Raw genomic sequence first — 25303 nt, 5'->3', positions numbered from 1 at the left:
CGGGGTCAACGCACGAGGGCCCGCACGATCCCGTCCATCTGCTTCGGCACGATCCCCGCGTCGTTCAGCACGCGGCCCCAGGTGGCGTGTCCGCCGCGCACCCGCTGCACGAGCGGCACCGCGGGGGTGGCGAGCTTCTTCGAGAGCACGATCGCGACGATCGTGTCCTCGGTGGACGCGCCCGCCTGGCGGAGCGCGTGGACCTCCTCGGCGGTGGACCCGGCGCGCCGCACGAGGACGTCCTCCACGGCGAGCGCCGCGAGCTCGGCGTCGGGCGCGCCGCGGGCGAGCGCAGCCGCGAACGGGCCGTCGATCCCCTTCGTACCCGCGAGCGCCGCCTTCCAGGCGCCCTTCGCGCCCTTCGCCTCGAGCAGCGCGCCCGGCTCCGCGCCCGCCCGCGCCGCGGCGAAGTGCGCGATCCACAGGTCCTCCGGCGGCGTGCCGGTCATCACCGCCTGCACGAGGCTCGCCTTCGCGGGCCCGAACGCCGCGGACAGCAGCGAGCTGCGCGTGGTCGCCAGGATGTACGGGTCCGCCGCCGCAGGCCGCTCGAGCTCGAACGTGCGGTCGCGGAAGCAGTGGCAGCCCGCCGTGGACTCCGCCTCCGCGCCGAAAGCGGGCGCGGCGCCGGGCGCCGAGAGGGACGACTGCGCCAGGGCGGGCGCGCCGCGGGCGAGCAGCGCGACGGCGAGGAGCGAGCGCGTGATCGAGATCATGGGAGCGGCAGCCTACCCGCGGAGGAGGGGACGGGACAACGTGCCCTTCGGCGCCGGACGAGCAGGCGAGCGATTGGCGCGAGACGCCTCAGCCCGATGCCGCGAACCCAAGCGCCCGTGGCGAGCGCGCTCCGCCGCGTTCCCGCGCGCGTAGGATCGCGCCAGCAGGAGAGGTCGGTCGCCATGACGTCCCGTCCCCGTCTCGCGTTCGCGTCGCTCGTCGCCGCGCTCGCGCTCCCCTCCGGTTGCGTCCACGCGCCCGGAGGTCCACCGCTCGAGCCGTACGTCACCATCGAGCACGGGCGCGTCGTGGGCGCCGAGCACGTGGCGCGGCCGTCCAACGCGCCCGCCGGCGCCCTGCTCGGGGGGCTCATCGGACTCCTCGCGACCGGCGGCCATCACCACGGCCCGGCCGACGCGCTGGCGGGGATGATCGCCGGCGCGTTCGTGGGCGGCGCGGTGACGGCTGCCGCCGAGGGCGCCATGCCGGCCTGGATGTACACGGTGACCCTGCTGGACGGGCGCTCGGTGCGGGTCGTGACCGAGCAGCCGGACCTCCGTCCCGGCGACTGCGTGGCGGTCGAGACCGCGCGGTTCACGAACCTCCGCCGCGTCTCCGGAGCGCTCTGCGAGCCCGCGCCGCCGGAGCCGTCCGACCCGGCGCTCGCGCGGAGCGCGCAGGAGGACGCCGCGCGCTGCTCGGCGGCGAAGGAGGAGCTGCTCCGCGCGCGCGTCGCCGCGGAGGTGGACGTCGCCGTCCGGAAGGTGCGGGTGCTCTGCGGGACGTGACTCGAGGGGCGCCCTGGCCGTCGTGGCCGCTTTCGCGGTACGGGAGGGCATGGCCCGAGTCGAGATCGCGCTCCCCGACACGTTCCTCTTCCGCACCGAGATCCCGGTCCGCATCGGCGACGTGAACTACGGCGGGCACCTCGGCAACGACGCGGTGCTCGCCCATCGCGCACGAGGCGCGCGTCCGCTTCCTCGCGGCGCACGGGCTCGGCGAGCTCGACGTGGGCGGCGCCGGGATCCTCATGGTGGACGCGGCGATCGTCTACCGGGCGGAGGGGCGCCACGGGATGACGCTCGCGGTCGAGATCGCCCCGGACGACGTGCGCACGCGCGGGTGCGATCTCCTCTACCGGATCTCGGACGTCGCCACCGGCCGGGAGATCGCGCGGGTGAAGACCGGGATCGTCTTCTTCGACTACGGGGCTCGCCGGGTGGTCAGCATGCCGGCGGCGTTCCGCGCCGTGGTCGGCGCGCCCGCTCACGCTGGGTGAGGAGCGCGCCGGCGGAGCGTCCGGAGCGGCATCGTCGCGCCGCTCCGGACGCCTGCGCCCTCAGCGCACCCACCAGCTCCAGTGCCCGGTGTCCGAGGCCGACGTCGTTCTCGAGAAGGCGACTGGGTCGTCCACGTGGAACGGGTTGTGCGAGTAGCAGCCGCTCGGGTCGTACCAGAACCCGACCCCTCCGTTCGCGAGGACGCATGCGCCGGCGGGGCCAACCGGGCCGCCCTGGGCCGCGAACGGCATGCCACGATCCCGCAGGAAGCAGCTCGTGGTCGACTGGATCCCACAGAGCTTCTCGGCGACGGCTAGCCCATTCTGGCCCTGGATGGCGTACTCCGGGGACAGCTTCACCTTGCGGAGACGCGCGACCTGGGTGACGCCGTCGGCGGAGAAGCGCAGGTACGCGTTCCTGAGCAGGGTGAGGCGCCTCAGCTGCTCGAGAGGGAACACGTACTGGCTCGAGAGCACCTTCGGCGCGACGACCGGGCTCCCCACGCCGGACGTGAGCCAATCCGAGTAGGACTGCGTGTAGGCGAGGCCCGCCGGGTACTCCGCTCCGCTCGTCGACGTCGCGCGGAGAACCAGCGTCCAGCCCCCGCCGAGCGTGCGCATGTCGCAGTAGGCCGTGACGGGCGAGGTCCCGTTCGGCGCGATGAAGTACGTGCCCGTGGGGAAGCCCAGCCCGCTGCGCTTCAGCGCCACGCAGCTCACCGCGGCGCACTTCCCGGCGACGCACGCGCCCGCGTTGCAGTCGGCTGGGCTCGTGCACGTCCGCCCGAGCGGGCAAGCCGGGCAGGTGCCGCCACAGTCGATGTCGCTCTCGCCGCCGTTCTCGACCGCGTCGGTGCAGGTCGCATCTCGGCAAGCGCCGCTCACGCACACCCCCGACGCGCAGTCGGACGGCGACGTGCAGGCCTGGTTCGCGCCGCAGTCCGGGCAGGACCCGCCGCAGTCGGCGTCGCTCTCGTCACCGTTCTTCGCGCCGTCGGTGCAGGTCGCCGGCGCACACGTGCCGTTCGTGCACACGCCGGAGGCGCAGTCGGTCCCGACCTGGCAATTCCCTCCGTCGCCGCACGGCGCGCAGTCCGGGCCGCCGCAGTCGAGACCGGTCTCGCCCCCGTTGGTCGCAGCGTCCGTGCAGTGTTCGGCGACGCACACGCCGCTCACGCAGAGGCCCGACGCGCAGTCGCCGTTCGAGGCGCAACCCTCGCGGTTCTCGCACGGGCTGCAGGTTCCGCCGCCGCAGTCCTCGCCCGTCTCCGCGCCGTTCTTCACTCCGTCCGCGCAGGTCGGTGCCTGGCAGACGTTCCCGGCGCAGACGCCGGAGTCGCAATCGGGGCCGACCCGGCACGCGCCGCCGTCACCGCAGCCCGCGCAGGAGCCGCCGCAGTCGACGCCGGTCTCGAACCCGTTCTTCACCTGGTCGACGCAGGTCGGGGCCTGGCAGATCCCATCCGTGCAGATTCCGGAGGTGCAGTCGGTACCGGTGGCACACTGGTACCCGGTCGTGCACGCGTTGCACGTCGGGCCCCCACAGTCGACGTCGGTCTCGGGGCCGTTCTTCACGCGATCATCGCAGGTGGGGGAGAGGCAGACGTTCCCGGTGCACACGCCCGAGGTGCAGTCCTCGGGAGTGATGCAGGCGCCCCCGGGGCCGCAAGCGAGGCAAGAGCCGCCGCAGTCGACGTCGGTCTCGTCGCCGTCCAGCCGCGCGTTCCCGCAGAACTGCGGGTAGCAGACGCCGGCGATGCACTTCGCAGAGGCGCAGTCCTCAGGGCCCGCGCAGGAGAACCCGTCGACGCACCCAGCGCACGTGGTCCCGCCGCAGTCCACGTCGCTCTCGTCGCCGTTCTTCACCTGGTCGTCGCAGGCAGGCGCCTGACACACCCCGCCGGTGCAGACCTGGGAGGCGCAGTCGGCCGGGACGACGCAGCCCTCGTTCGCGCCACAGGGCGGGCAGCTCCCGCCGCCGCAGTCGGTGCCGGTCTCGGTGCCGTTGGGCTGCCCATCGGTGCAGCTCGGGTCGGCGCAGACGCCGACGGCGCACGTGCCGGAGAGGCAGTCCGCCCCCTCGGTGCACCCGCCTCCGTTCGCGCACGGCCCACAGGCCGGCCCGCCGCAGTCGGTACCGGTCTCGTCCCCGTTCTTCGCTCGATCATCGCAGGTCGGCGTCTGGCAAGCGCCGCTGGTGCAGACCTGCGACGCGCAGTCGGCGGGGGAGTTGCAGCCCGCGTCGTCGGGGCATGGCTCGCAGGTGCCGCCGCAGTCCACGTCCGATTCGGTCCCGTTCGTGACACCGTCGGAGCACGTCGGGGCGACGCACGCGCCCTCGCTGCAAACGCCCGAGCCGCAGTCGCTCCCGGCGCCGCAGCCGCCGCCGACGCCGCACGCCGCGCACGCGCCGCCGCAGTCCACGTCGGTCTCGCTGCCATTCTTCACGCCGTCCGCGCAGCCAGGCGGGGTACACACGCCGGACGCGCACGCTCCGGAGGCGCAGTCGCTTCCGGATTCACAGCCGTCCCCGCTCGCGCACGGCGCGCACGAGCCGCCGCAGTCGGCGTCGGTCTCGTCGCCGTTCTGGACGGAGTCGTCGCAGGAGGGCTCCGCGCAGGTCCCCGAGGCGCAGACGCCGGAGGCGCAATCGCCCCCGCCGGTGCAGGCGCCGCCGCCGGGACACGGCGAGCAGCTCCCGCCGCAGTCCACGTCCGTCTCCTGACCGTTCTCGACGCCGTCACCGCAGCTCGCCGCGGCGCACGACCCATCGGAGCACACGCCGGAGTCGCAGTCCTCCGGGAGGGTGCACGCGCCGCCGCTGGTGCACGGCGCGCACGCGCCGCCGCAGTCCACGGCCGTCTCGTCGCCATCGCGCACGCCGTCCGTGCAGGAGGGAGGGCTGCAGACCTCTCCGACGCAGACGTTCGGTGCTGCGCAGGTCACGCTACATGGCTTCTCGGTCTTCTTCGGGCTCGAGCTGGAGCACGCGGCGACGAACGCGGCGAGCGCCAGACCGACGAGCGGTCTCGACGACATGCTGCCCCCAAGGCCGGCGCGTAGCCGGCGAACGCTGGATGGCTCGCAAGCTAGGCAGGGCCCCGGGCGCCCGCCTGTCGCGCGTCTGGCGGACCCGCCGCGGGTCCCTCCGACGTGAACGCCCCTGCCGTCCCGCGAACGCCCTACGGCGACCGTCCTAGATCGATGCGCAGGGCGCCCTGCCTGAGCGCCGAGGCCGGGCCGCGGTCACCGACAGTGACTCGCGCGTACCCCACGTACGGGCTTGCGACGCGGGCCGCGACGGGCTGCGATGGGGAGCGGGAGGAGCACCGAATGCCTCGAGCGAAGGAGCTGAAGGTTCGCGTCCCCAGCCGGCCCGGGATGCTGGGCGAGATCGCCACCGTGCTGGGAGAGAAGCTCGTGAACGTGCGCGCGGTGAACGCGTGGGTCGAAGGGAACGAGGGCGTGGTCCGGCTGGTGGTGGATCGGACCGCCGCGGCGAAGCGCGCGCTCGCGAAGCGCGGCTGGGCCGTGGAGGAGCAGGAGATCCTCGAGCTCGAGCTGCCGGACAAGCCGGGCGCGCTCGGCCGCGCGGCCACCGCCATCGGCAAGGCCGGCGTGGACATCACGCACGTGTTCGTCGGCACGGCGCCGGCCCGGAAGGCGACGCTGTTCATGGGCGTGACCGATCTGAAGACCGCCCTCAAGGCGGTGCGGTAGCGATCAGCGCACGCGCCCGAGCTTCCTGTACAGGGTCGTGCGGCCGATGCCGAGGAGGCGGGCCGCCTCCGCCTGGTTCCCGCCACACTCGGCGAGGACGCGCTCGACGTGCGCGCGCTCCTGCTCGCGCCGCGCCGCGCGCAGATCCGCCCGCGGCGCGGCGGGCGCCGCCGGCGTCGCGCCCGGCCGGGCGAGGAGCTCGGGGATCGCGGCGCGCAGCTCCTCCTCCGGGATGCGAGCGCGCGGTCCCCGATCGACGAACAGCGCCGCCACCCGCTCGAGCACGTTCTCGAGCTCGCGGACGTTCCCGGGCCAGGCGTAGCCGGCGAGCCGCGGCAGGACGAGCGCGAGCGCGCGCGGGTGCGCGTCCGGCTCCCCGTGGCGGAGGAGCGCGCGCTTCAGGAGCTCGGCGGCGATGGCCTGGACGTCCTCGCCGCGCTCGCGGAGCGGAGGGACGTGCAGCGGCAGGATGTTCAGCCGGTAGAACAGGTCCTCGCGGAACTCGCCGCGCGCGGTGGCCGCCCTCAGGTCGCGGTGCGTGGCGGCCACCACGCGGACGTCCACGGGGGTGGGGTGGTTGCTGCCGAGGCGCAGCACCTGCCGCTCCTGCAGCACGCGAAGGAGCCGGGTCTGGAGGGTGGTCGGGACGTCCCCGATCTCGTCGAGGAACAGGGTGCCGGTGTGCGCCGCCTCGAAGAGGCCGGGGCGCCCGCCGCGCCTCGCGCCGGTGAAGGCGCCCTCCTCGTGGCCGAACAGCTCGGCCTCGAGGAGCGTCTCCGGGAACGCCGCGCAGTTCACCGCCACGAACGGCCGGTCGCGCCGGCGGCTCGCGCGGTGGATGCCCTGCGCCACCATCTCCTTGCCGGTCCCGCTCTCGCCGGTGATGAGCACGGTCGCGTCGGTGCGCGCGTACCGCTCGGCGAGCGCGCGCACGCCGGCGATCGCCGGGGACGCGCCGACGAGGCCGCCGAGGTCGAACCGGGCGACGAAGCGGGGAGGGCGGTGCTCGGTGCGGAGCCCGCGCTCGAGCCGCTGGATGACCGCGGCGTCCTGGCAGGTGAGCAGGGCGCCGCGCTGCGCTCCCCCCTCGCGCAGCGGCACCCGGCTGACCACCAGCGTCCGGCTGCCGAGCCGCTGCACCACGTCGAGCTCGGGCGTGCCCGTCTCGAGCACCCGCGCGAGGGAGAGCTCGGGGGCGACCGCGGACAGGCGGCGTCCGGTGAGCTCCGGGGCGGTGACGCCGAGCAGCCGTTGCAGCGCGGGGTTCACCGTCTGGATCCGCTCCTCGCCGTCCACCGCGACCACCCCCACGTCCAGGTGGCGGAGGACGCGCTCGACGTCCAGCCGCTTCGCCTCGGCCGCGCGCGCGATGTGCGCCACCTCCGCGGCGTGGCGGATCGCCTCCGAGAGGGAGTCCTGCCCGTACAGGAGCACCGACGGGAGGCCCGCGCGCTCCGCGAGGTCGCACACCGGGCCGGGACCGACGACGACCCCGAACCCCTGGGCGGCGAGGTCGGCCACGTGGGCCTTCGCGTCCTCCGGCGTCACGTACGGTCGCTGCACGATGGTGGTGTCCTCCATGAGCCCGATGCCCTGCTCGAGCCCCGCGACCACCCGCCGGAAGTTCACCACCGCGATCCGGTTCGACAGCTTGCGCGCCTGGACCAGCGCCTGGAGCGCGTCCAGGGTGGAGGCCATCACCACCACCACCGGGACGCTCGCGTGATCGCGCAGGTACGCGCCGTTCGAGCCGGCGGCGACGAACGCGTCCACCTCCTCGCCGGCCTCGACGAGCGCGCGCGACACCTGGAGCGCCTCCTCGAAGCCCTTGTCGAAGACCCGCACCTCGGCGACGTCGGCGAGGAGCGGCGCGACGCTCTCGAAGACGTGCCGCAGCCGGCTCGTGCTGAAGGCCCACACGATCGGGCGGCGGTCCGCGTCGATGGCCATGGCGCTCTCCCTCGTCCAGCCAGGCGACCTGGTGTTCCGATAGCGAAACGTACCTGTTCCGAAAGCGGTGGAACAGGGGAGCCCCGGACAGGCCGCCCGGAGCCACGCGCGGGAGGATTCGCCAGTCGCGCGGGTCGCTTGCGAACGCGCGCGGGGAACCGCCCGTTCCGGTGCGTCCCGTGCAGTGCGCAGGCGGAAGGGCCCGGCCGCGAGGGAGAGACATGGAACGGATCGACAGGGTGGCGGTGCTCGGGGCGGGGGTGATGGGCTCGACGATCGCCGCCCACCTCGCGAACGCCGGGTTCCGCGTGCTCCTCCTGGACGTCGTCCCGAAGGAGCCGAGCGAGGAAGAGCGCGCGGCGGGGCTGGGCCTCGGCGATCGCGCGGTCCGCGATCGGATCGCGGCCGCGGGGCGCGCCGGGCTGGAGAGGCTGAAGCCGGCGCCGCTGTACCTGCCGGAGCACGCGGGGAGGATCGAGGTCGGCAACCTCGAGGACGATCTCCCTCGCCTCCGCGACCGCGACTGGGTGATCGAGGTGGTCGTCGAGGACCTGGCCGTGAAGCAGCAGCTCCTCGGGCGCGTCGCGGCGCACCTCCGGCCGGACGCGGTGCTCTCGACCAACACGAGCGGGCTCTCGGTGAACGCGCTCGCCGAGTCGCTCCCAGAGCCGCTCCGGCCCAGGCTGCTCGTCACCCACTTCTTCAACCCGCCGCGCTACATGCGGCTCGTGGAGCTCGTCTCGAGCCGCTTCACCGATCGGGCGGTCGCGGCGCGCATGGCGGAGCTCCTCCGCGTCCGGCTGGGGAAGGGGGTCGTGAGCGCCAAGGACACCCCGAACTTCGTGGCGAACCGCATCGGCGTGTTCTCCCTCTGCAACGCCCTCCACCACATGGTCGAGCTCGGCCTGACGGTGGAGGAGGTGGACGCGGTCGCCGGACCCGCCACCGCACGCCCGCGGAGCGCGGTCTTCCGCACCGCCGATCTCGTGGGGCTCGACACGCTCGCGCACGTGGCGCGGAACTCGTACGAGCTGCTGCCCCACGACGAGCGGCGCGACACCTTCGTCCTGCCCGAGTTCGTCGCCCGCATGGTCGCGCGGGGCCTCCTCGGCGACAAGGCGAAGGGCGGCTTCTTCAGGAAGACGAGCGGCGCGGAGGGTTCCCAGGTCCTCTTCTTCGATCACCGCACCGGCGAGTACCTCCCGGCGAGGAAGCCCCGGTTCGCCTCCGTCGAGGCCGCCAGGGGGATCGACGACCCGGCGAGGCGGCTCCGGGCCGTCCTCGCCGGCACCGACCCGGCGGCGGACTTCGCCTGGCGGAGCCTGCGCGACACGCTCCTGTACGCCTTCGCGCGGGTCCCCGAGATCGCGGACGACGTGGTCAACGTGGACGCCGCGATGCGCTGGGGCTTCGGCTGGGAGCTCGGGCCGTTCGAGATGATGGACGCCATCGGCGTCGCCGAGGTCGTGCGCCGGGCGCAGGCGGACGGCGTCCCCGTCCCGGCCGCGCTCCACGGCGTGCCCTCGTTCTACTCGGAGGAGGGCGGGCGGCGGCGGTACGTGGACCTCGCGCACGGCGAGGGCTGGCAGGACGTGCCACGCCCGCCGGACCACCTCGACCTCGAGGTCCTCGCGAGGTCGGGCGGGGTGGTCGAGCGGAACGCGGGCGCGTCGGTGCTGGACCTCGGCGACGGCGTCTTCTGCCTCGAGTTCCACACCAAGATGAACGCCCTCGGCGACGAGGTGCTCGCCATGGTGCACCGGGCGCTCCGCCGCGCCGAGGCCGAAGGGCGCGGGCTCGTCGTCGCCAACCAGGGCCAGGCCTTCTCGGCGGGGGCCAACCTGATGCTCGTCGCCATGGCCATCGCCGAGGGGGCGTACGACGAGATCGACCTCACCGTGCGGGCCTTCCAGAAGGCGATGATGGCGGTGAAGTGCGCGGCGGTGCCGGTCGTCGCCGCGCCGCACGGGCTGGCCCTCGGCGGCGGCTGCGAGCTCTGCCTGCACGCCACCGCGCTGAACCCGCTCGCCGAGACGTACATGGGGCTCGTCGAGGTCGGCGTCGGGCTCCTGCCCGCCGGCGGGGGCACGAAGGAGCTGGCGCTCCGGGCGGTGCGGCTCGCCGAGCGATACGAGACCGACGTCTCGCCCTTCCTCTTCAAGCACTTCGAGGCCATCGCCACCGCGAAGGTGAGCGGCTCGGCCGACGAGCTGCGCGGGATGGGGCTCCTCCGGGCCGGCGACGGGGTGACGCTCGGCCCCGACCGCCTGATCCACGACGCGAAGCAGCGGGCCATCGCCCTCGCCGCGAACCACCGCCCGCAAGCGCCGGCCACCGCGCTCCGCGCGCCGGGGCGCGGGGTGGCGGCGAGCCTCGCCACGCGCCTCTGGAACCTGCGCATGGGCGGGTTCATCACCGAGTACGAGGAGCAGCTCGGTCGCACCATCGCCGGGGTCATCACCGGCGGCGACGTGCCGGCCGGGACCCCCGTCACCGAGCAGTGGTTGCTCGACCTCGAGCGGGAGGCGTTCCTCCGGCTCTGCGGCGAGCGGAAGACCCTCGAGCGGATCCGGCACATGCTGAAGAAGGGCAAGCCGCTGCGGAACTGACGCGCGGAAGGGGTGATCACCATGAGTGGAGCCTGGATTCTCGGCGCCGTCCGCACACCCGGCTGCAAGGCGAAGAAGGGGAAGCTGAAGGACGTCCGCCCCGACGACCTCGCGGCCATCGCGATCCGCGCGCTGCTCGAGCGGACCGGGGTCGAGCCGGGGCGCGTCGAGGACGTCATCATGGGCTGCGCGTTCCCCGAGGGCGAGCAGGGCATGAACCTCGGGCGGGTGGCGGCCATGCGCGCCGGCCTGCCGGTGGAGGTGCCGGGGCAGACGGTGAACCGCTTCTGCGCCTCGGGGCTGCAGGCGATCGCGACGGCGGCCGAGCGGATCCTGGCCGGCCACGCCGACGTGATCGTGGCCGGCGGGGCGGAGAGCATGAGCCTCGTGCCCATGGGCGGCGCGAGGTTCAGCGCGAACCCCGGGCTCGTCGCCTCCTGGCCCGAGTCGTACGCCGCGATGGGGATCACGGCCGAGCTCGTCGCGTCACGCTACCGCGTCTCGCGCGAGGACCAGGACGCCTTCGCCGCGCAGAGCCACGCGCGCGCGGCGGCGGCGCAGGCGCAGAGGCTCTTCGCCGGCGAGCTCGTCCCGGTGGACGTGGAGCGGGTCGCGCTCGTCGACGGGAAGCTCGCGCGCGGGCGGGAGCGCGTGGAGGCCGACGACGGGGTGCGGGCCGACACCACGCCGGAGGCGCTCGCGCGGCTCGCGCCGGCGTTCAAGGCGAACGGCAGCGTCACCGCCGGCAACGCCTCCCAGATGACGGACGGGGCGGCCGCGGTCCTCGTGGTCTCGGAGGCGTTCCTCGCCCGGACGGAGGTCGCTCCGCTCGGCCGCTTCGTCTCGTACGCGGTGCGGGGTGTGCCGCCGGAGGTCATGGGGATCGGACCGGTGGAGGCGATCCCGCTGGCGCTCGCGCGCGCCGGGATCCTCGAGGAGCAGCTCGGGCAGGTGGAGCTGAACGAGGCCTTCGCGGCCCAGGCGATCACCTGCGTGCGAGCGCTCGGGCTCGACCCGGCGCGGGTGAACCCGACCGGCGGGGCCATCGCGCTCGGCCACCCGCTCGGCTGCACCGGCGCGAAGCTCACCGCCACGCTGCTGCACGGGCTGCGCAGGACCGGCGAGCGGTACGGAGCGGTGTCGATGTGCGTGGGCGGCGGGATGGGCGCGGCGGCGGTCTTCGAGCGCGCGTAGCGCGCGGCGGCGGGGCCGCTGGCGGCCCGGGAGGCGACACCATGGCGGCGAGACTCTTCAAGGGCGCGGAGTACCTCATCTCCGAGGCGACGAAGGACGACGTCTTCACGCCGGAGGACTTCACCGAGGAGCAGCGGCAGATCGCGCGCACGGCGGAGCAGTTCGTGGACGAGGAGGTGAGGCCGGTCCTCGAGCGGCTCGAGCACCAGGAGCCGGGCCTGGCGGTCGCCCTCATGCGCAAGGCGGGCGAGGCGGGGCTGCTCATGATCGACGCGCCGGAGGCGTACGGTGGCCTCGCGCTCGACAAGGCCACGAGCATGCTCGCCGCGGAGCGGATGGGCGCCGGCGGCGCGTTCTCGGTGTCCTACGCGGCCCACAGCGGCATCGGCACGCTCCCGCTCGTGTACTACGGCACGGAGGCCCAGAAGGATCGCTACCTCGGGAAGCTGGTCACGGGGGAGTGGAGCGCCGCGTACTGCCTCACCGAGCCGGAGGCGGGGAGCGACGCGCTCGGCGGCAAGGCGAGCGCGACGCTCTCGCCCGACGGGAGGCACTACCTCCTCGAGGGCACGAAGCAGTTCATCACCAACGGCAGCTTCGCCGATCTGTTCACCGTGTTCGCGCGCGTGGACCGGAAGCACTTCACCGCGTTCCTGGTGGAGCGGACCACGCCGGGCCTCACCGTGGGCCCGGAGGAGAAGAAGCTCGGCATCAAGGGCTCCTCCACGACCTCGGTGATCTTCGAGGGCGCGCAGGTGCCGGTCGAGAACGTGCTCGGCGAGATCGGCAAGGGGCACAAGATCGCGTTCAACGTCCTCAACGTCGGCCGCTTCAAGCTCGGGGCGGCCGTGACCGGCGCGGCGAAGCTCGCGCTCGGGACGGGCGCGGCCTACGCGAACGCCCGCAAGCAGTTCGGCGTCCCCATCGCGCGCTTCGGGGCCATCCAGGAGAAGGTCGCGGACCTCACCGCCGCCCTCTTCGCCGCCGAGTCCCTCGTCTACCGGCTCGCCGGCCTCATCGACGACCGGCTCGCGACGATCCCGAAGGACACCCCGGGCTATTACGAGGCCTACCAGCAGGGCATCGAGGAGTACGCGATCGAGTGCGCCGTCGCGAAGGTGTTCTGCAGCGAGGTGCTCGCCGACGTGGTGGACGAGGTGGTGCAGATCCACGGGGGCTACGGGTTCATCCAGGAGTACCCGGCCGAGAAGTACTACCGAGACGAGCGCATCAACCGGATCTTCGAGGGCACGAACGAGATCAACCGCCTGCTCGTGCCCGGCACGATCCTGCGCCGCGCGCTGAAGGGGGAGCTCCCGCTGCAGCGCGAGGTGGCGAAGGCGATGGACGCGCTCCTCTCGCCCTCGCTCGACGACGCCGATCCGTCCCGGCCGTTCGCGGCGGAGCGGGCGGCCCTCGGCGGGCTGAAGCGGACGTTCCTCGTCCTGGCGGGCGCCGCGGTCCAACGGCACCAGGACGCGCTCAAGGACGAGCAGGAGGTGCTGCTCGCGCTCGCGGACGTGGCCATCCAGGTCTTCGCCATCGAGAGCGCGCTGCTGCGCGCCGAGAGGATCTCGCCGCGCCTCGCCGAGTCGCGCCGGGCGGACGTCGCGGCGGCGGTGAAGGTCCACACGTTCGCGGCGGTGGAGCGGCTCGCCTCGGCCGCGCGCCGCGCCGCGTTCTACGTCGCCGAGGGCGACACGCTCGCCGCGCTGCTCGGCGGCGTCCGCCGCTTCACCCGGTACGACGCCACCGGGCTGCTCCCCGCCAAGCGGCGGCTGGCGGCCGCCACCCTCGAGATCGAGCGCTACCCGTTCTGACGGCGCCCGCCGGCTCGCCCCCGGTCACTCGCCGGGGAGCAGATCGAGCTGCGAGGGGGGGAAGCCGGCGCTCAGCCCGTGGCCGGCGAGCACCGCCATGCGCCGCCGCTCGAAGCGCCGCTGCCGCTCCGCCTTCGCGCGGTGCAGCAGCGCGCGGGCGGTCTCGATCTCGACGTAGCTCTGCTGGACCTCGCGCCCGAGCAGCCGGTCGCGCCGGCGAAGGTAGGCGTCTTCCGCGGCGAGGTGCTCCGCCTCGAGCTCCTCGATCTCGAGGGCGAGCCGCTCTTCCGCGTCCATCGCGCGAAGCGCCGCGCGCTGCTCGGCGGTCATCATCCGGATCCTCTCCAGCACACCCATGACGCTCTCCGGCACTGCCCCTCTCCGCCCACGCTGCCACCCGCCGATCAAGCTAGGTGGGCCTTCCCGGCGCGCAAGGGCGCTCGTGTAGGAAGTCAAAGAAATGGCGCCGAGCGACCCGACGGAGACGCGCGCGCCCGGTGTCAGAGGGCGGCGCTAGGCTCGCCTTGTTCCGAGGGCGCGTAGGGCCCGCGGGACGCGTTCACTGTGGGTGGATGAACCGGCTCCGTGCCGAGAGGCGCGAGAGCGTCGCGGGGTTCTGCGCCTCGCGGCGCGCTCGCCGAGGCGTCGCCGCGGGGGATCGTGCGCGTCGCCGCGGGCGGGATCCGCCCGCCCGTATTGCGCGCGGGCGTGCGTGTGCGCTTGCGGCGGCCAGCATCCCACGAGGCAGGTTGTCCCGGGCCGCCCTGACCCGGGGCCCGCGTCACTCCCGCATCTTGCGTGCCGCCGCATCGTCTGCAGGCCCCCGCAGATCCGTGGCAACTCCGCGGATTCACGGACCCGAGCGGGCGACTCGGCGTGACGGCTCCTCGCCGGGACCCGGCGGTACGGGACTTCCAACGCAGGTCCTGCACCATCGTCCGGAGGATAGATGACTCGGTTTCTGGGGAGCTTCACCGTGGCAGCGAAGCTGCGCCTCGTCGTCGGGGCGAGCGCCCTCGCGCTCGCCGCGCTCGTTGGGCAGGCGGTGCGGGTGCTCGAGTCGCGCATGCTCGAGGAGCGGGAGGCGAAGGTCCGCGCCGCGGTGGAGACGGTGCACGGCGTCCTGGGGGAGCACGCCCGCCTCGTCTCCGAGGGCCGGGTCACCCGGGAAGAGGCGCAGGCGGCCGCGATCCTCACCATCCGGGCGCTCCGCTACGAGGGGAGCGAGTACTTCTGGGTGAACGACCTCGCGCCGCGGATGATCGTCCACCCGATCAAGCCCGAGCTGGACGGGAAGGACCTCGCGAACGAGGTGGACCCCTCCGGCAAGCGGCTCTTCATGGAGTTCGTCGACACCGCGCGCCGGCGCGGGGCGGGCGTGGTCGCCTACCTCTGGCCCAAGCCGGGCTCGCGCGAGCCCGTCCGCAAGATCTCGTACGTGAAGCTGTTCGAGCCCTGGGGGTGGGTGGTCGGCTCGGGCGTCTACCTCGACGACCTGGAGGCGGCGACGGCCCACGAGGCGTGGCGGATCCTCGGCGTGGCGCTCGCCATCGTGGCGGTGCTGGTGCTCGGCGCGGCGATCGTGATCCGCAGCATCACCGGACCGCTCGCCGGGGCGATCGGCGTCGCGGAGCGGATCGCGCGGGGCGACCTGCGCGAGGCGGTGGCGGTCACGCGGCGCGACGAGCTCGGCCGCCTCCAGGCGGCGATGGCGGCCATGGCGGAGAAGCTCGCCGCCGTCATCGCCGAGGTGCGCGCGGGCGCGGGCGCGCTGGGGGGCGCCGCCCAGCAGGTGGCGGAGACCTCGCAGCTCCTGTCGCAGGGCACCGGCGAGCAGGCGGCGAGCGTGGAGGAGACGAGCGCGTCGCTCGAGGAGATGAACGCGTCGATCTCGCGCAACGCCGAGGGCGCGCGGGAGACCGCGTCCGCGGCCACCGCAGGGGCGGGCCGGGCGGAGGAGGGTGGGCGCGCGGTCGCCGAGACCGTCGCGGCCATGAAGGCGATCACCGAGCGGATCTCGGTCGTCGAGGAGATCGCCTACCAGACGAACCTCCTCGCGCTGAACGCCGCGATCGAGGCGGCGCGCGCCGGCGAGCACGGCCGGGGGTTCGCCGTCGTCGCGGCCGAGGTGCGCAAGCTCGCGGAGCGCGCGCAGAAGGCGGCGAAGGAGATCGGGACGCTCGCCGGGTCGAGCGTGGCGGTGTCGGAGCGCTCGGCCACGCTCATCCGCGAGCTCGTGCCGGGCATCCGGAGCACGGCGGAGCTCGTCCAGGAGGTGGCGGCGGCGTCCCAGGAGCAGGCGGCCGGCGTGGAGCAGGTCTCGCGGGCCATGGCGGTCGTGGACCAGACCACCCAGCGGAACGCCGCCGCTGCCGAGGAGCTCTCGTCCACGGCCGAGGAGCTGGCGGCGCAGGCCGAGTCGCTGCAGCGGCTGGTCGGGTTCTTCCAGGTGCGCGACGAGCTGGGCTCGGCGCCGAGCTCGACCGCGCCGGCCGACTCGACGCCGAAGCCGCTGCCTCCGCCCTCGACGAGGAGCCGCCCGCTCCTCGAGGACGGCGCCGGCTGGACGGCGTGGCGCGGCGGCGCCGGCCCGGAGCCGGAGTCCCGGCCGCTCCCGAAGGCGGGCGGCGCGCGCGCATGACCGTGACCTCGCCGGGGGCGGACCCGCCCAGGCGAGTGCGCCGCGGCCCCGCCGGTGCGAGGGTGGTGCGGGCGGGCAAATCCGGGTGGCCGGCAGGCGGTACGACGTCACGCTCTTCGGTGCGACCGGCTTCGCCGGCCGGCAGGCGGCGCGGTACCTGTCGGAGCACGCGACCCCGGGCCTCCTCTGGGCGGTCGCCGGTCGCAACCGCGCGAAGCTCGAGCTGCTCCAGGCCGAGACGCACGCCAGCGGCCTCGTCGTCGCCGACGCCGACGATCCCGCCACGCTCGACGAGCTGGCCGCCGGCACCCGGGTGCTGGCCAGCACCGCGGGTCCGTTCGCCCATCGAGGTGGCCCGGTCGTGGAGGCGTGCGTCCGCCAGCGCACCGACTACGCCGACATCACGGGCGAGACGGCGTGGGTCCGCGGCCTCGTGGACCGTCACCACGCCGCGGCCGCCGCGGCGGGGATCCGCCTCGTGCCGTTCTGCGGGTTCGACTCGGTTCCCTCGGATCTCGGCACGCTCCTCGTCGCCTCCTTCATCCGCGATCGCTGGGGGCAGGACACCCGCCGGGTGAGCGCGAGCTTCGCGCTGCGCGGCGGCTGGAGCGGTGGGACGCTCGCGACCCTGTTGCACTCGGCGGAGACCGGGGAGCTCGAGGTCGGCCGCGACGTGCTGCTCCTCAACCCTCCGGAGCACGCGAGCGACGCGGAGCGGGCGCGCAGCGTGGACCGCGACGCCGTCGAATGGGATCCGGTCCGCCGCGTCTGGCTCGCGCCCTTCGCGATGGCGCGCGTGAACACCCGAGTCGTCCGGCGCAGCAACGCGCTCCTCGCCGCGGCGGGGCGCGGCTACGGGCCGGAGTTCGCGTACGAGGAGGCGGGCGAGCACCGCACGCGCGCGGCCGCGGCGGCGACGCGGCTGGGCCTGAAGATCCTCGAGCGCGCGCTCGCGTGGGAGCCGTCGCGCGCGCTCATCCGGCGCCTGGGGCCCGCGCCCGGAGAGGGACCGCCGGAGACCGCCCGCGAGCACGGAGCCGTGCGGCTGCGCCTGGTGGGCGAGGCGGCTTCCGGGCGGCTCGTGCGGGCGACGCTCGCCGCGAGCGGGGATCCCGGCAGCCGCGTGACGGTGATGTGCCTCTGCCAGGCGGCGCTCGCCCTCGCGATGCAGCGCGACGCGCTGCCGCGCTCGCCCGCCGGCGGGGTCCTCACGCCGGCGACCGGGCTCGGCCTCCTGCTGCTCGACCGCCTCGAGGCCGCCGGCTTGCAGATCGAGATCGGGCCCCTGGTGCGTGCGTAGGGGCACGGACGGGCAGTTGAGCTGGTCCGCGCCGATCCCTAGATGAAAAGGGGATGCCGCTCGCGTGGATACCCCTCGTCGCCGTGCTGGCCGGGAGCGGCTCGACCGCGAGGCCGCTGCTTCGCCTGGTCGAGCGGCCGGCCGTGACCTCTCACGCGGCGCTCGAGGACCTGAGAGCTCCGCTCGCGACGGCGGAGGGGATCGCCGCCGACGGCGCGGCCCCCGCGTGCGTGGGGGACCTGTGCCAGCCGCGCGTGGCGGTGCCGGGGTACGAGCCCAAGCTCTCCATCCGCGGCAAGCGGACCGAGCTCGCCGCTCACCTCCTCGACCGCGCGCACCTCGAGCCGCTGGCGAGCGTCTCGCACTTCCTCGTCGCCACCGGGCTCCGCTTCGACTTCACGCCCGCGGCGCTCGACCGCTCCACCCCCCGCGCCGGAGGCTGGGGGCACGTGCAGCTCTCGCTGCGCTGGCGCATCGACGCTTCCTTGAAGCCGGTCTGGTCGCCTTAGCGCCGCTGGGCCGCGATGGCCGCGCCGGCTGGGACCCGCCTCGGTGGGCCGCCGGACGGAGCGACCCGGCGGAGTGCGCGGCGGCGATCGCCAAGAGACGGCGAACACGGCGCGCTCGGACCCTGCCTCCCATTCGAGCTCCACGCGCGATACGACCCACGGAGTCGAACAACCCTTCGATCGCGCCGCAGGTGCGCACGAGATGGGCGCGGTTCCGGCAGACGGGCGGGAGGTCGTCCAGGACGCCGTGCGCGAGCCGCAGCCCGACCCACCGGTAAGAGGCCCGTCCCGCATGTCGCGTCGCGAGCTCCCATCCCCGCATCGCGAGCGGGACGAGCGTCGCCGGCAGGCGCCCCAGCATCGCGAACGTGGCGGCGACCAGCGGGCGGAACACGGGGCTCTCGACGGCGACACGCCCGAGCACGCGCCCGAGCTGGCGCACTCCGTCCTCGCCCCGGCGACGCTCGACGGCCTGCAGGATCTCCACCTCCAGGGCGAGCGGGAGCCACCCCGACACCGGCGCGCCCTCGACCTGGCGGAGGGTCGCGGGGTCCACGTCGAGGCGGATGGCCGCGGCGTCGTCGTCGCCCAGCGATCGCAGCCGCTCGAGGTACATCTTCAACAACGCTGCCCGCAGCTCCGGTTCCATTCGCCTCCGCGCTCGCTCGAGCGAGAAGGAGACCGCAGGTCGCGGCGAGGCTCAATCCCGGCGCGGCGGGACTTGCTTGCGCGGGCGAGATGGGCGTCACCGGCCCGTCGGCGTGCGAACGAGGGGAGGCCGCGCACAGCGGTCCGCCAGCCGGCCCCATGGCTCCTTCCTCAGCCGGCCGACTGGCACTTGCACGTGGCGACGTTGCACCACATCCGGTCGTTGCACCCGCCGCAGCAGTCGGTGCCGTCCGGGTCCGGGTTCGCGGTCCGGTCCACCCACTCCCGGTAGCTCACCGTGACGGTGTCGCCGAGCTGCGGGCGGCTCGGGCCGACGAAGAAGATGGTGTTGCTCACCGGGTCGTAGTCGAAGCCGTCCACCTGGCTGCGCGCGAGCTCGCGGAGCCCGGCGGTGGGGTCGTCGGGAGCGCAGGCGGCGTTCGCAGGCGTGACGACGACCTTGAGCGTGAGGGCGATGGGGGCTCCGGTGAGCTTCATGCTGGAGGACGCGCCCGCGACGGCGTTGACGATGTCGTCGAGCGTCTGCCCGGGATCCGAGGCGCAGACGGAGCCGTAGGAGCCGCCGGTCGCCTGGATCGCCTCCGCGTATCCCCAGCCGACCTCGTAGCTCGTCGCACAGCCCCCGGGGGGCGGCGCGATGATCCCGAAGGCGATCGCGTCCTGGGCGGCGAGCGTGTCGATGAATGGCTGGACCGCCCCGGCGATGCAGGCGTTGCCGGTGAGATCCGCGCATGGGTAGTCCGCGTCGCTGGGGTTGTTGCACGCGTCCTTCACCGCCGCCGAGCAGGTTCTCTCCACCTCCTGGGCGTGCTCGTCGGAGACGTAGACGACGACGAGCTTCACGCCCTCCCGGACCTTGCGAGCTTCCTCGGTCGCGGTGCGCGGGACCGCGGTGCCGGCCGGGCCGATCACGTCGTCGACGGCGGTGAGGCCGTACTCCTGGCCGTCGCTGCTCGCGACGTCGGACCAGAAGCCGGCGAAGGTGGTCTCGTCGCGCGTGAACCCCGCGCCGAGGAGCTGGCCCGCGGGGGTCCTGTCCGTCACCGAGTTTGAGGTGTGCTTCACGACGCCCATGCGGAAGTCGATCCCGAGGTCCTCGAGCCGCGTGAACACCGCGCGGGCGTTCCCCGCGATCGGGCCGCGCTCGTCGTCCGTCGAGGCGGAGATGTCGCTCATCCAGACGAAGTCCGCCTTGGGCTCGCTCGCCACGTCGAGGTGCTCGCAGCGCGTGCTCTCGCCGTCGCCGGACTGACCGATCGCGGTACCACCCGACAGGTCGGAGAGCGCGAGCCGCGCCGGCTTCGCGCGAGCGTCGAACTCGGCCTTCGGCGCGATCGCCGCGACGACCACCACGCGCTTCGCGTCGCCCTGCGCGTTCTCGCGCGAGACCACCTCGAGCCCCAGGACGAAGTCCGTGCCCGCGCCGAACGTCGCCCCGCTGGGAAGGCCGGAGAGCGCGGTGGTAGGGAGGCCGGCCATCGCCGCCAGCGCCGCGAGCCGCACGGCAGGCAGGTCGCTGGGGCCGGTGAGGTTCACGCGCGCGGACACGATCGCGGGGAACCCGTCCCAGGTCTGGATCGCGCGGCCGGCGACGGGCTCGGTCCCCGTCCACGGGGCGCCGGTCGCCGCCGCGAGGCGGGCCGCGAGGGCGTCGAGCTGCGCGGCGGGGCTGCCGCCCGCGACCGGCTCGTCCATCGACAAGAGGAACCCGGCGACCGTGGCGTCGCGCAGGTCGAAGCCGACCGCCGCGCGACGGCCGGCCGGCGCTCCCGTGAACGCGACCTCGCTCGTCGCGGCGCTGCCCGGCAACGCGAGCCTGAAGTCTCCCACCGCGCGCTCCGCCCAGTGCACCGGGGCGAGCGCGTCGCGAGCGCAGGCGGCGAGCACGCCGCACACGCCGCCGGAGGGAGGGTCGGTCGGGTCCGCCGGGTCGTAGCCGAGGGCGATCTCGTCCCCGTCGCCCAGCCCGTCCGAATCCGAGTCGGCGCTCCGGGGATCGGTCCCGTAGGTCCCCTCGTCCCCGTCGGCGAGGCCGTCGGCGTCCGTGTCCGAGAGGGTCGGGTCGGTCCCGCCGTCCACCTCCGCGCCGTCCGTCAGCTCGTCGCCGTCGGTGTCGGCGTCCTTCGGGTCGGTGCCTTGGCTCGTCTCCGCCCCGTCGGCGAGGCCGTCGTCGTCCGTGTCCGCGTCCGCTGGGTCCGTGCCTGCGGCGACCTCCGCCCCGTCGAGCGCGCCGTCGCCGTCGGTGTCCGCTCGCGCGGGATCGAGCCCGCCCGCGCACTCGTCCGCGTTCAGGAGCCCGTCGCCGTCGCGATCCGCGGCGGGGTCGTCCCCGGTCCACGTCGCGCCGTCACAGCGCGACGCCGAAGCGCCGCCGCCACCACCGCACGCCGTCGCGAACACGATCAAGGACGCCGCGAGTGCCGCGGCAGCACGGGAAGAGAGCGCGCACGTCATCTGGAGCACCTCCGGGGAGCGGCGGCATCATAGGGGGCCCGCGCGCCGAGATCGCCCGGGTATTTTCCGCTCCGTGAAGGTGGTCGTGGGGCCGGGTGCGCCGCGGTACGCGCGCCGGCGGCGGTTCGGGCCACGCGGCGGAGCGCGCACCCAGGGCCCCTCGTCCGAGCGTCCCCGCGAGGTCACGCTGCCACAGGGGGGCGGGCGGGGTAGGGTTCCACTCCCAGCGGAAGGTAGGCGCCGGCAGGCGATCGCGCGGCGCCCGGAGGCTGCGTGTCTCTCCGAGTCTCGGATCTGAAGCGCGTGCTGCCGCCGTCGGCGGTGCAGGTCGCGCGCGGCCTGCAGACCTGCCTGCCGGGCGCGCGGCGCAGCTGGGGGCGCACCGGCGGGACCGACTCCGCTCCCTACTGCTACGAGGTCTTCCTGAAGCACCTCACCCTGTGCGCGGAGGCCGGCATGGGCGCGGTGCCGCGCTCGGTCGCCGAGATCGGGCCGGGGGACTCGATCGGCATCGGCCTCGCCATGCTCCTCGCCGGCGCGGAGCGCTACGCCGGGCTCGACGTGGTCCCGTACTCGCTCGCCGCCCACAACGGGCTCGTGCTGGAGGAGCTGATCGCGTTCCTGCGCGAGCGCCGGCCGAACCCGTCATGGGGGTGGCCCAACTACGACCACCTGCTGGACGGCGAGTTCTTCCCGAGCCGAATCCTGGGCCGCGACGCGCTCCGGGCGAGCCTCGAGCCGGCCCGCCTCGACGGGATCCGGGCGGCCCTCGAGGGCCGCCCGAGCGGCTCCATCCACGTCGGATATCACTGTCCGTGGACGTCCGCCTCGGCGATCGAGCCCGCCTCGGTGGACTGGATCTACTCGCAGTCGGTGATGGAGCACGTGGACGACTTGGAGGAGGCGTACGCCGCCATGCAACGCTGGCTCAGGCCGGGCGGCTTCGTGAGCCACCAGATCGACCTGCGCTCGCACGAGCTCTTCCCGGAGTGGAACGGGCACTGGGGCGTGTCGCGCCTGGCGTGGCGGGTCATGCGGGGTCGCCGCGTGTACCTCATCAACCGGCTGCCCTACAGCGCGCACGCGCGGGCGATCCGCCGGTTCTTCGAGGTGCGCACCGAGCTGCTGCACGAGGAGGAGGACGGGCTCCCGGCGCGGAGGCTCCGGGCTCCCTTCGACCACCTCGACGACCGCGAGCGGCGGACCTCGGGCTACTTCGTGGTCGCGGTGAAGCGCTGAGCCTGCTACCCGGCGCGCCGTACGGTCTTCCAGGGCGCGGCGTTCCCGTTCTCGTCCACGCGGACGCGGGTGTGATCCGGGCCGCGCCAGACGCTCCCGGCGATCACCCGCCCCGGGATCCAGGGGTAGCGGGCGCGGGCCTCGTCCGAGACGAAGACCACCGGCGACACCGGCGTCGCGTCGGGCGTCGCGGCGGGAACCCCCTCCTCGGTCAGCGTGATGCGCTCCTCGCGGCGCCCTCCCGGGCCGCGCGCGGGGCGCTGGCGGCGGCGCCGGTTGTTGCCGCGGGCGCCGTTGCGGTTCTCTTGGTGCGGTCTGTCCAGCATGTGGTCCTGTGATCTCGGCCCGGCGGCGGCTCGGCGACGCGTGGCGTCTGCTCGGCCGGCACGGCTGCGATGTGGGTGGAGGCGCCGTGTTCGTCGGGCCCGGAGGCCCCGCCGACGCTCGTCCTTGCTTATCTATCCCGGACGACGAAGGATTTCAACGCCTTCGGCGCCCTGCTTCCCGCGAGGCGGCCCAGCCCAGCCCCACGGATCCGCTGACACCCAGCGTCGTCTGCCGTAGCTTGCGCGCATGTCCGAGCCCCGTCCGAAGCGGCGCTGGCCGAAGATCCTCGCCGCCGTCGTCCTCGTCCTGGTCGTCCTCGTCGCGGGCGTGCTCCTCGCGCTCGACCGCATCCTGCTCTCCCAGGCCCGAAAGCAGGCCGCGACGCTCTCGCAGCAGCTCGGCCGCCCGGTCGAGATCGGGGGCGTCGCGACCAAGCTCTGGGGCGGCCTGGGCGTGCGGGTGACCGACGTGAAGATCGGCGCCGGCGAGGGGGAGCCGCTGCCGCTCGCCGAGCTCCGGCGCGCGGAGGTGGAGGCGAACCTCCTCCGTGCCCTCCGGACCGGCGGAGAGGAGATCCAGGTCGACGAGGCGGTCCTCGAGGGGCTCCGCGTCAACGTCGTGAAGCTGCCCGACGGCACCACGAACCTGGAGCGCGTCGCGGACCGCCTGGCGAAGCCCGAGGAGGAGCGGCCCGCCGAGCCTGCGCCGCCGGAGCAGCCTCCCTTCCGCCTGCTCCGCGTGGATCGGGCGGCGGTCGAGAACGCGCGCATCGCCTTCCTGGACCGCACCGTCCCGGGCGCGAAGGAGCTGTACGTCGACGATCTCGACGTCGAGGTGAAGGACCTCGAGACTGGCAAGCCGCTCGAGCTGGTGGTCCGCGCGGCGGTGCTCGCGCAGACGCAGAACCTGGAGCTGCGCGTGAAGGCGGCGCCGCTGCCCGCGTCGCTCGAGGTCGTCCCGGAGGAGGTCGTGCTGAAGGTGCAGCCGATCGTCCTCGATCCGCTCGCCCCCTTCCTGCCGGCCGAGCTCGGCTTTCGGGGAGGGCGCTTCCAGGCGGATCTCTCCGCGGATCTCGGCGGCGCCGTCCCGGGCGGAGAGGGACCGCTCGAGGTCCGCGGGGGCTTTCGCGCGACGCAGCTCGCCTTCGCCGGGCAGGAGGGCGGCAAGGCGCTGGACGTCGCGCTCGACTCGGACCTCGAGGCGGACATGAAGGCGGGGGAGCTTCGCATCGGCAAGCTGGAGCTCACCGCCGGGCCTGCGGCGCTCGTCGGAAAGGGGCGGGCGACCGGGCTCAACGGTGACTCGCCCAGGTTCGAGGGGCTGGAGATCGTCGGGCGAAACCTCGACCCGCAGGCGCTCGTCCCGTACTACCCGCCCCTCAGGAAGCAGATGGGGGGTGTCGTGGTCGCCGGACCGATCGGGCTCGTGGTGCGCGGCTCGGGCGGCGAGGCGGCGCAGACGGCCGAGCTCCGCGTCGATCTCACGCCGGTGCGGCTCGTGGTACCGCAGCAGCTCGCGAAGGCGGCCGGCGCGCCCCTGACCCTGCTCGTGCGGGCCGACGCGGCGCAGGGGGGCGGGAGCATGCGCTTCGACGCGACGCTCGATCTCGCCGGCGCGGACCTCCGGCCGGGCGGGACGCTCGCGAAGAAGCCCGGCGATCCCATGTCGCTGCGGGCCACCGGTACCTACCGCCAGGCGGGCGGCGGGCAGGAGGTGCGGCTCGACGCCGTCCAGCTCGCGGTCCTGCGCTCGCGGCTCGATGGGAAGGGGAAGGTGGCGCTGGCGGGCGCGGGCAAGACGGCCACCACGACGTTCGAGGCGGAGCTGCGCGGCGAGCGGCTGGATTTGGACGAGCTGCTCCTCCCCGCGCCCGAGGCGAAGGAGCCCGCGAAGGAGGAGACCGAGCCGCTCGATCCGGCGGCGTTCGCCGGGCTCTCCGGGGTCGCCGACCTGCGCCTCGGCCAGCTGCGCATGAAGCACCTCGAGGCGCGCAACGTCGCCGTGCGGGTGCGCGTGAAGGGCGACGAGGTCACCTTCGAGCAGGCGCGCCTGGAGGCCTTCGGCGGCGCGGTGTCGGCCGCCGGCACGCACCTCGCGGTGGCGCGCCCCGACGCGCCGTTCGAGGTCGCGCTCGACCTGAAGGGAGTCGCCGGCGAGGAGGCGCTGAAGCTGCTCGGCGACCGCAAGGTGATCGGCGGGACGCTCGACGCCGTGTTGAAGCTCGGCGGCACCGGCTGGAACGCCGGGCTCCTGACGAAGTCGGTCACGGGCGGCGTGGACGGCACGCTGCGCAACGGCGCCTTCTTCGGCAAGGACCTGGTCGCCTCGGTGGCGAGCCCCCTCGCGGCGAAGCTCCCGTTCGCGGCGTCCCGCCTGCCGGAGGCCGGCGCGACGAAGCTCGGCAAGGAGCTGCCGTTCGGCTTCAAGATCGCGAACGGCCTCGCGTCGCTGTCGAAGCCGCTGCGCGCCGAGACCGGGCAGGGCACGCTCTCGCTCGAGGGAGGCTTGCGGCTCGACGGCACGCTCGCCATGCCCGCGACGTTCGCGCTCGCGCCCGAGCTCATCTCGAGGATCACCGGCGGTCGCGCGAAGCCCACGGGCCCGATCCCCGTCGCCTTCGAGCTGAGCGGCCCGGCGTGGAGGCCCAGCGTGGGGGGGCTCGCGCTGGACGCGGCGGTGAAGGCCATCGTGGAGCAGGCCGCGGCCGGGGCGATCGGCCGGGCCGTCGGCGTCGAGGGCTCGTCCGTGGGCGAGGTGACCGCGAAGAAGAAGGCGGAGGCGGAGGCGAAGGCGCGGGAGGAGGCCGAGAAGCAGCAGAAGAGGCTGGAGGAGGAGGCGAAGAAGAAGCTGAAGGGGCTGTTCGGGAGGTGAGGGC

General features: G+C 74.4%; 17 protein-coding genes. 11 read left to right on the top strand and 6 right to left on the bottom strand.

What is annotated here, in order from left to right; translation table 11 throughout:
* Positions 1 to 5 precede the first annotated feature (5 nt).
* A complete protein-coding gene (locus ANAE109_RS14790; RefSeq protein WP_012097685.1) occupies positions 6 to 716 on the bottom strand; it encodes a hypothetical protein in 711 nt (236 codons plus the stop codon).
* Between the two features lie 183 nt (positions 717 to 899).
* On the opposite strand from ANAE109_RS14790, the gene ANAE109_RS14785 reads away from it, so the two are divergent.
* The gene (locus ANAE109_RS14785) at positions 900 to 1505 is read left to right on the top strand and encodes a hypothetical protein (protein ID WP_012097684.1); all 606 of its coding nucleotides are present in this window, start codon (positions 900 to 902) and stop codon (positions 1503 to 1505) included.
* 221 nt (positions 1506 to 1726) lie between these two features.
* On the top strand, positions 1727 to 1996 hold the full coding sequence (locus ANAE109_RS14780) for an acyl-CoA thioesterase (protein ID WP_369729520.1): 270 nt from the start codon (positions 1727 to 1729) through the stop codon (positions 1994 to 1996).
* A 60-nt stretch (positions 1997 to 2056) separates the two neighbouring features.
* On the opposite strand, the gene ANAE109_RS23535 is transcribed toward ANAE109_RS14780, so the two are convergent.
* Positions 2057 to 4942 (bottom strand): fibrinogen-related protein, encoded by a 2886-nt coding sequence (locus ANAE109_RS23535; RefSeq protein WP_143827979.1) that lies wholly within the window; start codon positions 4940 to 4942, stop codon positions 2057 to 2059.
* 387 nt (positions 4943 to 5329) lie between these two features.
* Here ANAE109_RS23535 and ANAE109_RS14760 point away from each other — a divergent pair, with 387 nt between their 5' ends.
* Entirely contained in the window at positions 5330 to 5716 is a 387-nt protein-coding gene (locus ANAE109_RS14760) for an ACT domain-containing protein (protein ID WP_012097681.1), read from the top strand.
* A 3-nt stretch (positions 5717 to 5719) separates the two neighbouring features.
* Here ANAE109_RS14760 and prpR read toward each other — a convergent pair whose 3' ends face one another.
* On the bottom strand, positions 5720 to 7666 hold the full coding sequence (gene prpR / locus ANAE109_RS14755; protein ID WP_012097680.1) for a propionate catabolism operon regulatory protein PrpR: 1947 nt from the start codon (positions 7664 to 7666) through the stop codon (positions 5720 to 5722).
* Between the two features lie 221 nt (positions 7667 to 7887).
* Between prpR and ANAE109_RS14750 the strand changes: the two genes are divergently transcribed.
* Genes ANAE109_RS14750 through ANAE109_RS14740 form a run of 3 tightly spaced genes read left to right on the top strand, consistent with a single transcriptional unit; the run spans position 7888 to position 13289 of the window.
* Entirely contained in the window at positions 7888 to 10275 is a 2388-nt protein-coding gene (locus ANAE109_RS14750) for a 3-hydroxyacyl-CoA dehydrogenase/enoyl-CoA hydratase family protein (RefSeq protein WP_012097679.1), read from the top strand.
* 21 nt (positions 10276 to 10296) lie between these two features.
* Positions 10297 to 11469, top strand: a complete 1173-nt coding sequence (locus tag ANAE109_RS14745; protein ID WP_012097678.1) for an acetyl-CoA C-acyltransferase — start codon at positions 10297 to 10299, stop codon at positions 11467 to 11469.
* Between the two features lie 41 nt (positions 11470 to 11510).
* Positions 11511 to 13289: an acyl-CoA dehydrogenase family protein gene (locus tag ANAE109_RS14740; protein WP_012097677.1), complete on the top strand. Its 1779-nt coding sequence runs from the start codon at positions 11511 to 11513 to the stop codon at positions 13287 to 13289.
* Between the two features lie 24 nt (positions 13290 to 13313).
* On the opposite strand, the gene ANAE109_RS14735 is transcribed toward ANAE109_RS14740, so the two are convergent.
* Complete coding sequence (locus ANAE109_RS14735) at positions 13314 to 13622, bottom strand: hypothetical protein (protein ID WP_143827978.1); 309 nt, start codon at positions 13620 to 13622, stop codon at positions 13314 to 13316.
* 616 nt (positions 13623 to 14238) lie between these two features.
* Between ANAE109_RS14735 and ANAE109_RS14730 the strand changes: the two genes are divergently transcribed.
* The 3 genes from ANAE109_RS14730 (at position 14239) to ANAE109_RS23530 (ending at position 17739) form a co-directional block, all read left to right on the top strand.
* Positions 14239 to 15930 carry a methyl-accepting chemotaxis protein gene (locus tag ANAE109_RS14730; protein ID WP_012097676.1) on the top strand — a complete coding sequence of 564 codons (1692 nt, stop codon included), beginning with the start codon at positions 14239 to 14241 and terminating at the stop codon, positions 15928 to 15930.
* 85 nt (positions 15931 to 16015) lie between these two features.
* A complete protein-coding gene (locus ANAE109_RS14725) occupies positions 16016 to 17230 on the top strand; it encodes a trans-acting enoyl reductase family protein (RefSeq protein ID WP_012097675.1) in 1215 nt (404 codons plus the stop codon).
* Between the two features lie 53 nt (positions 17231 to 17283).
* Positions 17284 to 17739: a hypothetical protein gene (locus ANAE109_RS23530; protein WP_012097674.1), complete on the top strand. Its 456-nt coding sequence runs from the start codon at positions 17284 to 17286 to the stop codon at positions 17737 to 17739.
* Positions 17740 to 18558: 819 nt separating this feature from the next.
* Here ANAE109_RS23530 and ANAE109_RS14715 read toward each other — a convergent pair.
* A complete protein-coding gene (locus ANAE109_RS14715; protein ID WP_234945301.1) occupies positions 18559 to 20808 on the bottom strand; it encodes an MSCRAMM family adhesin SdrC in 2250 nt (749 codons plus the stop codon).
* 327 nt (positions 20809 to 21135) lie between these two features.
* On the opposite strand from ANAE109_RS14715, the gene ANAE109_RS14710 reads away from it, so the two are divergent.
* Entirely contained in the window at positions 21136 to 22101 is a 966-nt protein-coding gene (locus ANAE109_RS14710; RefSeq protein ID WP_012097671.1) for a methyltransferase domain-containing protein, read from the top strand.
* A 5-nt stretch (positions 22102 to 22106) separates the two neighbouring features.
* Here ANAE109_RS14710 and ANAE109_RS14705 read toward each other — a convergent pair whose 3' ends face one another.
* Positions 22107 to 22427: a hypothetical protein gene (locus ANAE109_RS14705; protein ID WP_012097670.1), complete on the bottom strand. Its 321-nt coding sequence runs from the start codon at positions 22425 to 22427 to the stop codon at positions 22107 to 22109.
* Between the two features lie 247 nt (positions 22428 to 22674).
* Between ANAE109_RS14705 and ANAE109_RS14700 the strand changes: the two genes are divergently transcribed.
* Positions 22675 to 25299 carry an AsmA-like C-terminal region-containing protein gene (locus ANAE109_RS14700; RefSeq protein WP_012097669.1) on the top strand — a complete coding sequence of 875 codons (2625 nt, stop codon included), beginning with the start codon at positions 22675 to 22677 and terminating at the stop codon, positions 25297 to 25299.
* Positions 25300 to 25303 lie beyond the last annotated feature (4 nt).

The sequence above is a fragment of the Anaeromyxobacter sp. Fw109-5 genome (assembly GCF_000017505.1).
Taxonomy (GTDB): Bacteria; Myxococcota; Myxococcia; order Myxococcales; family Anaeromyxobacteraceae; genus Anaeromyxobacter.
This window is presented reverse-complemented; position numbering and strand designations above follow the sequence as displayed.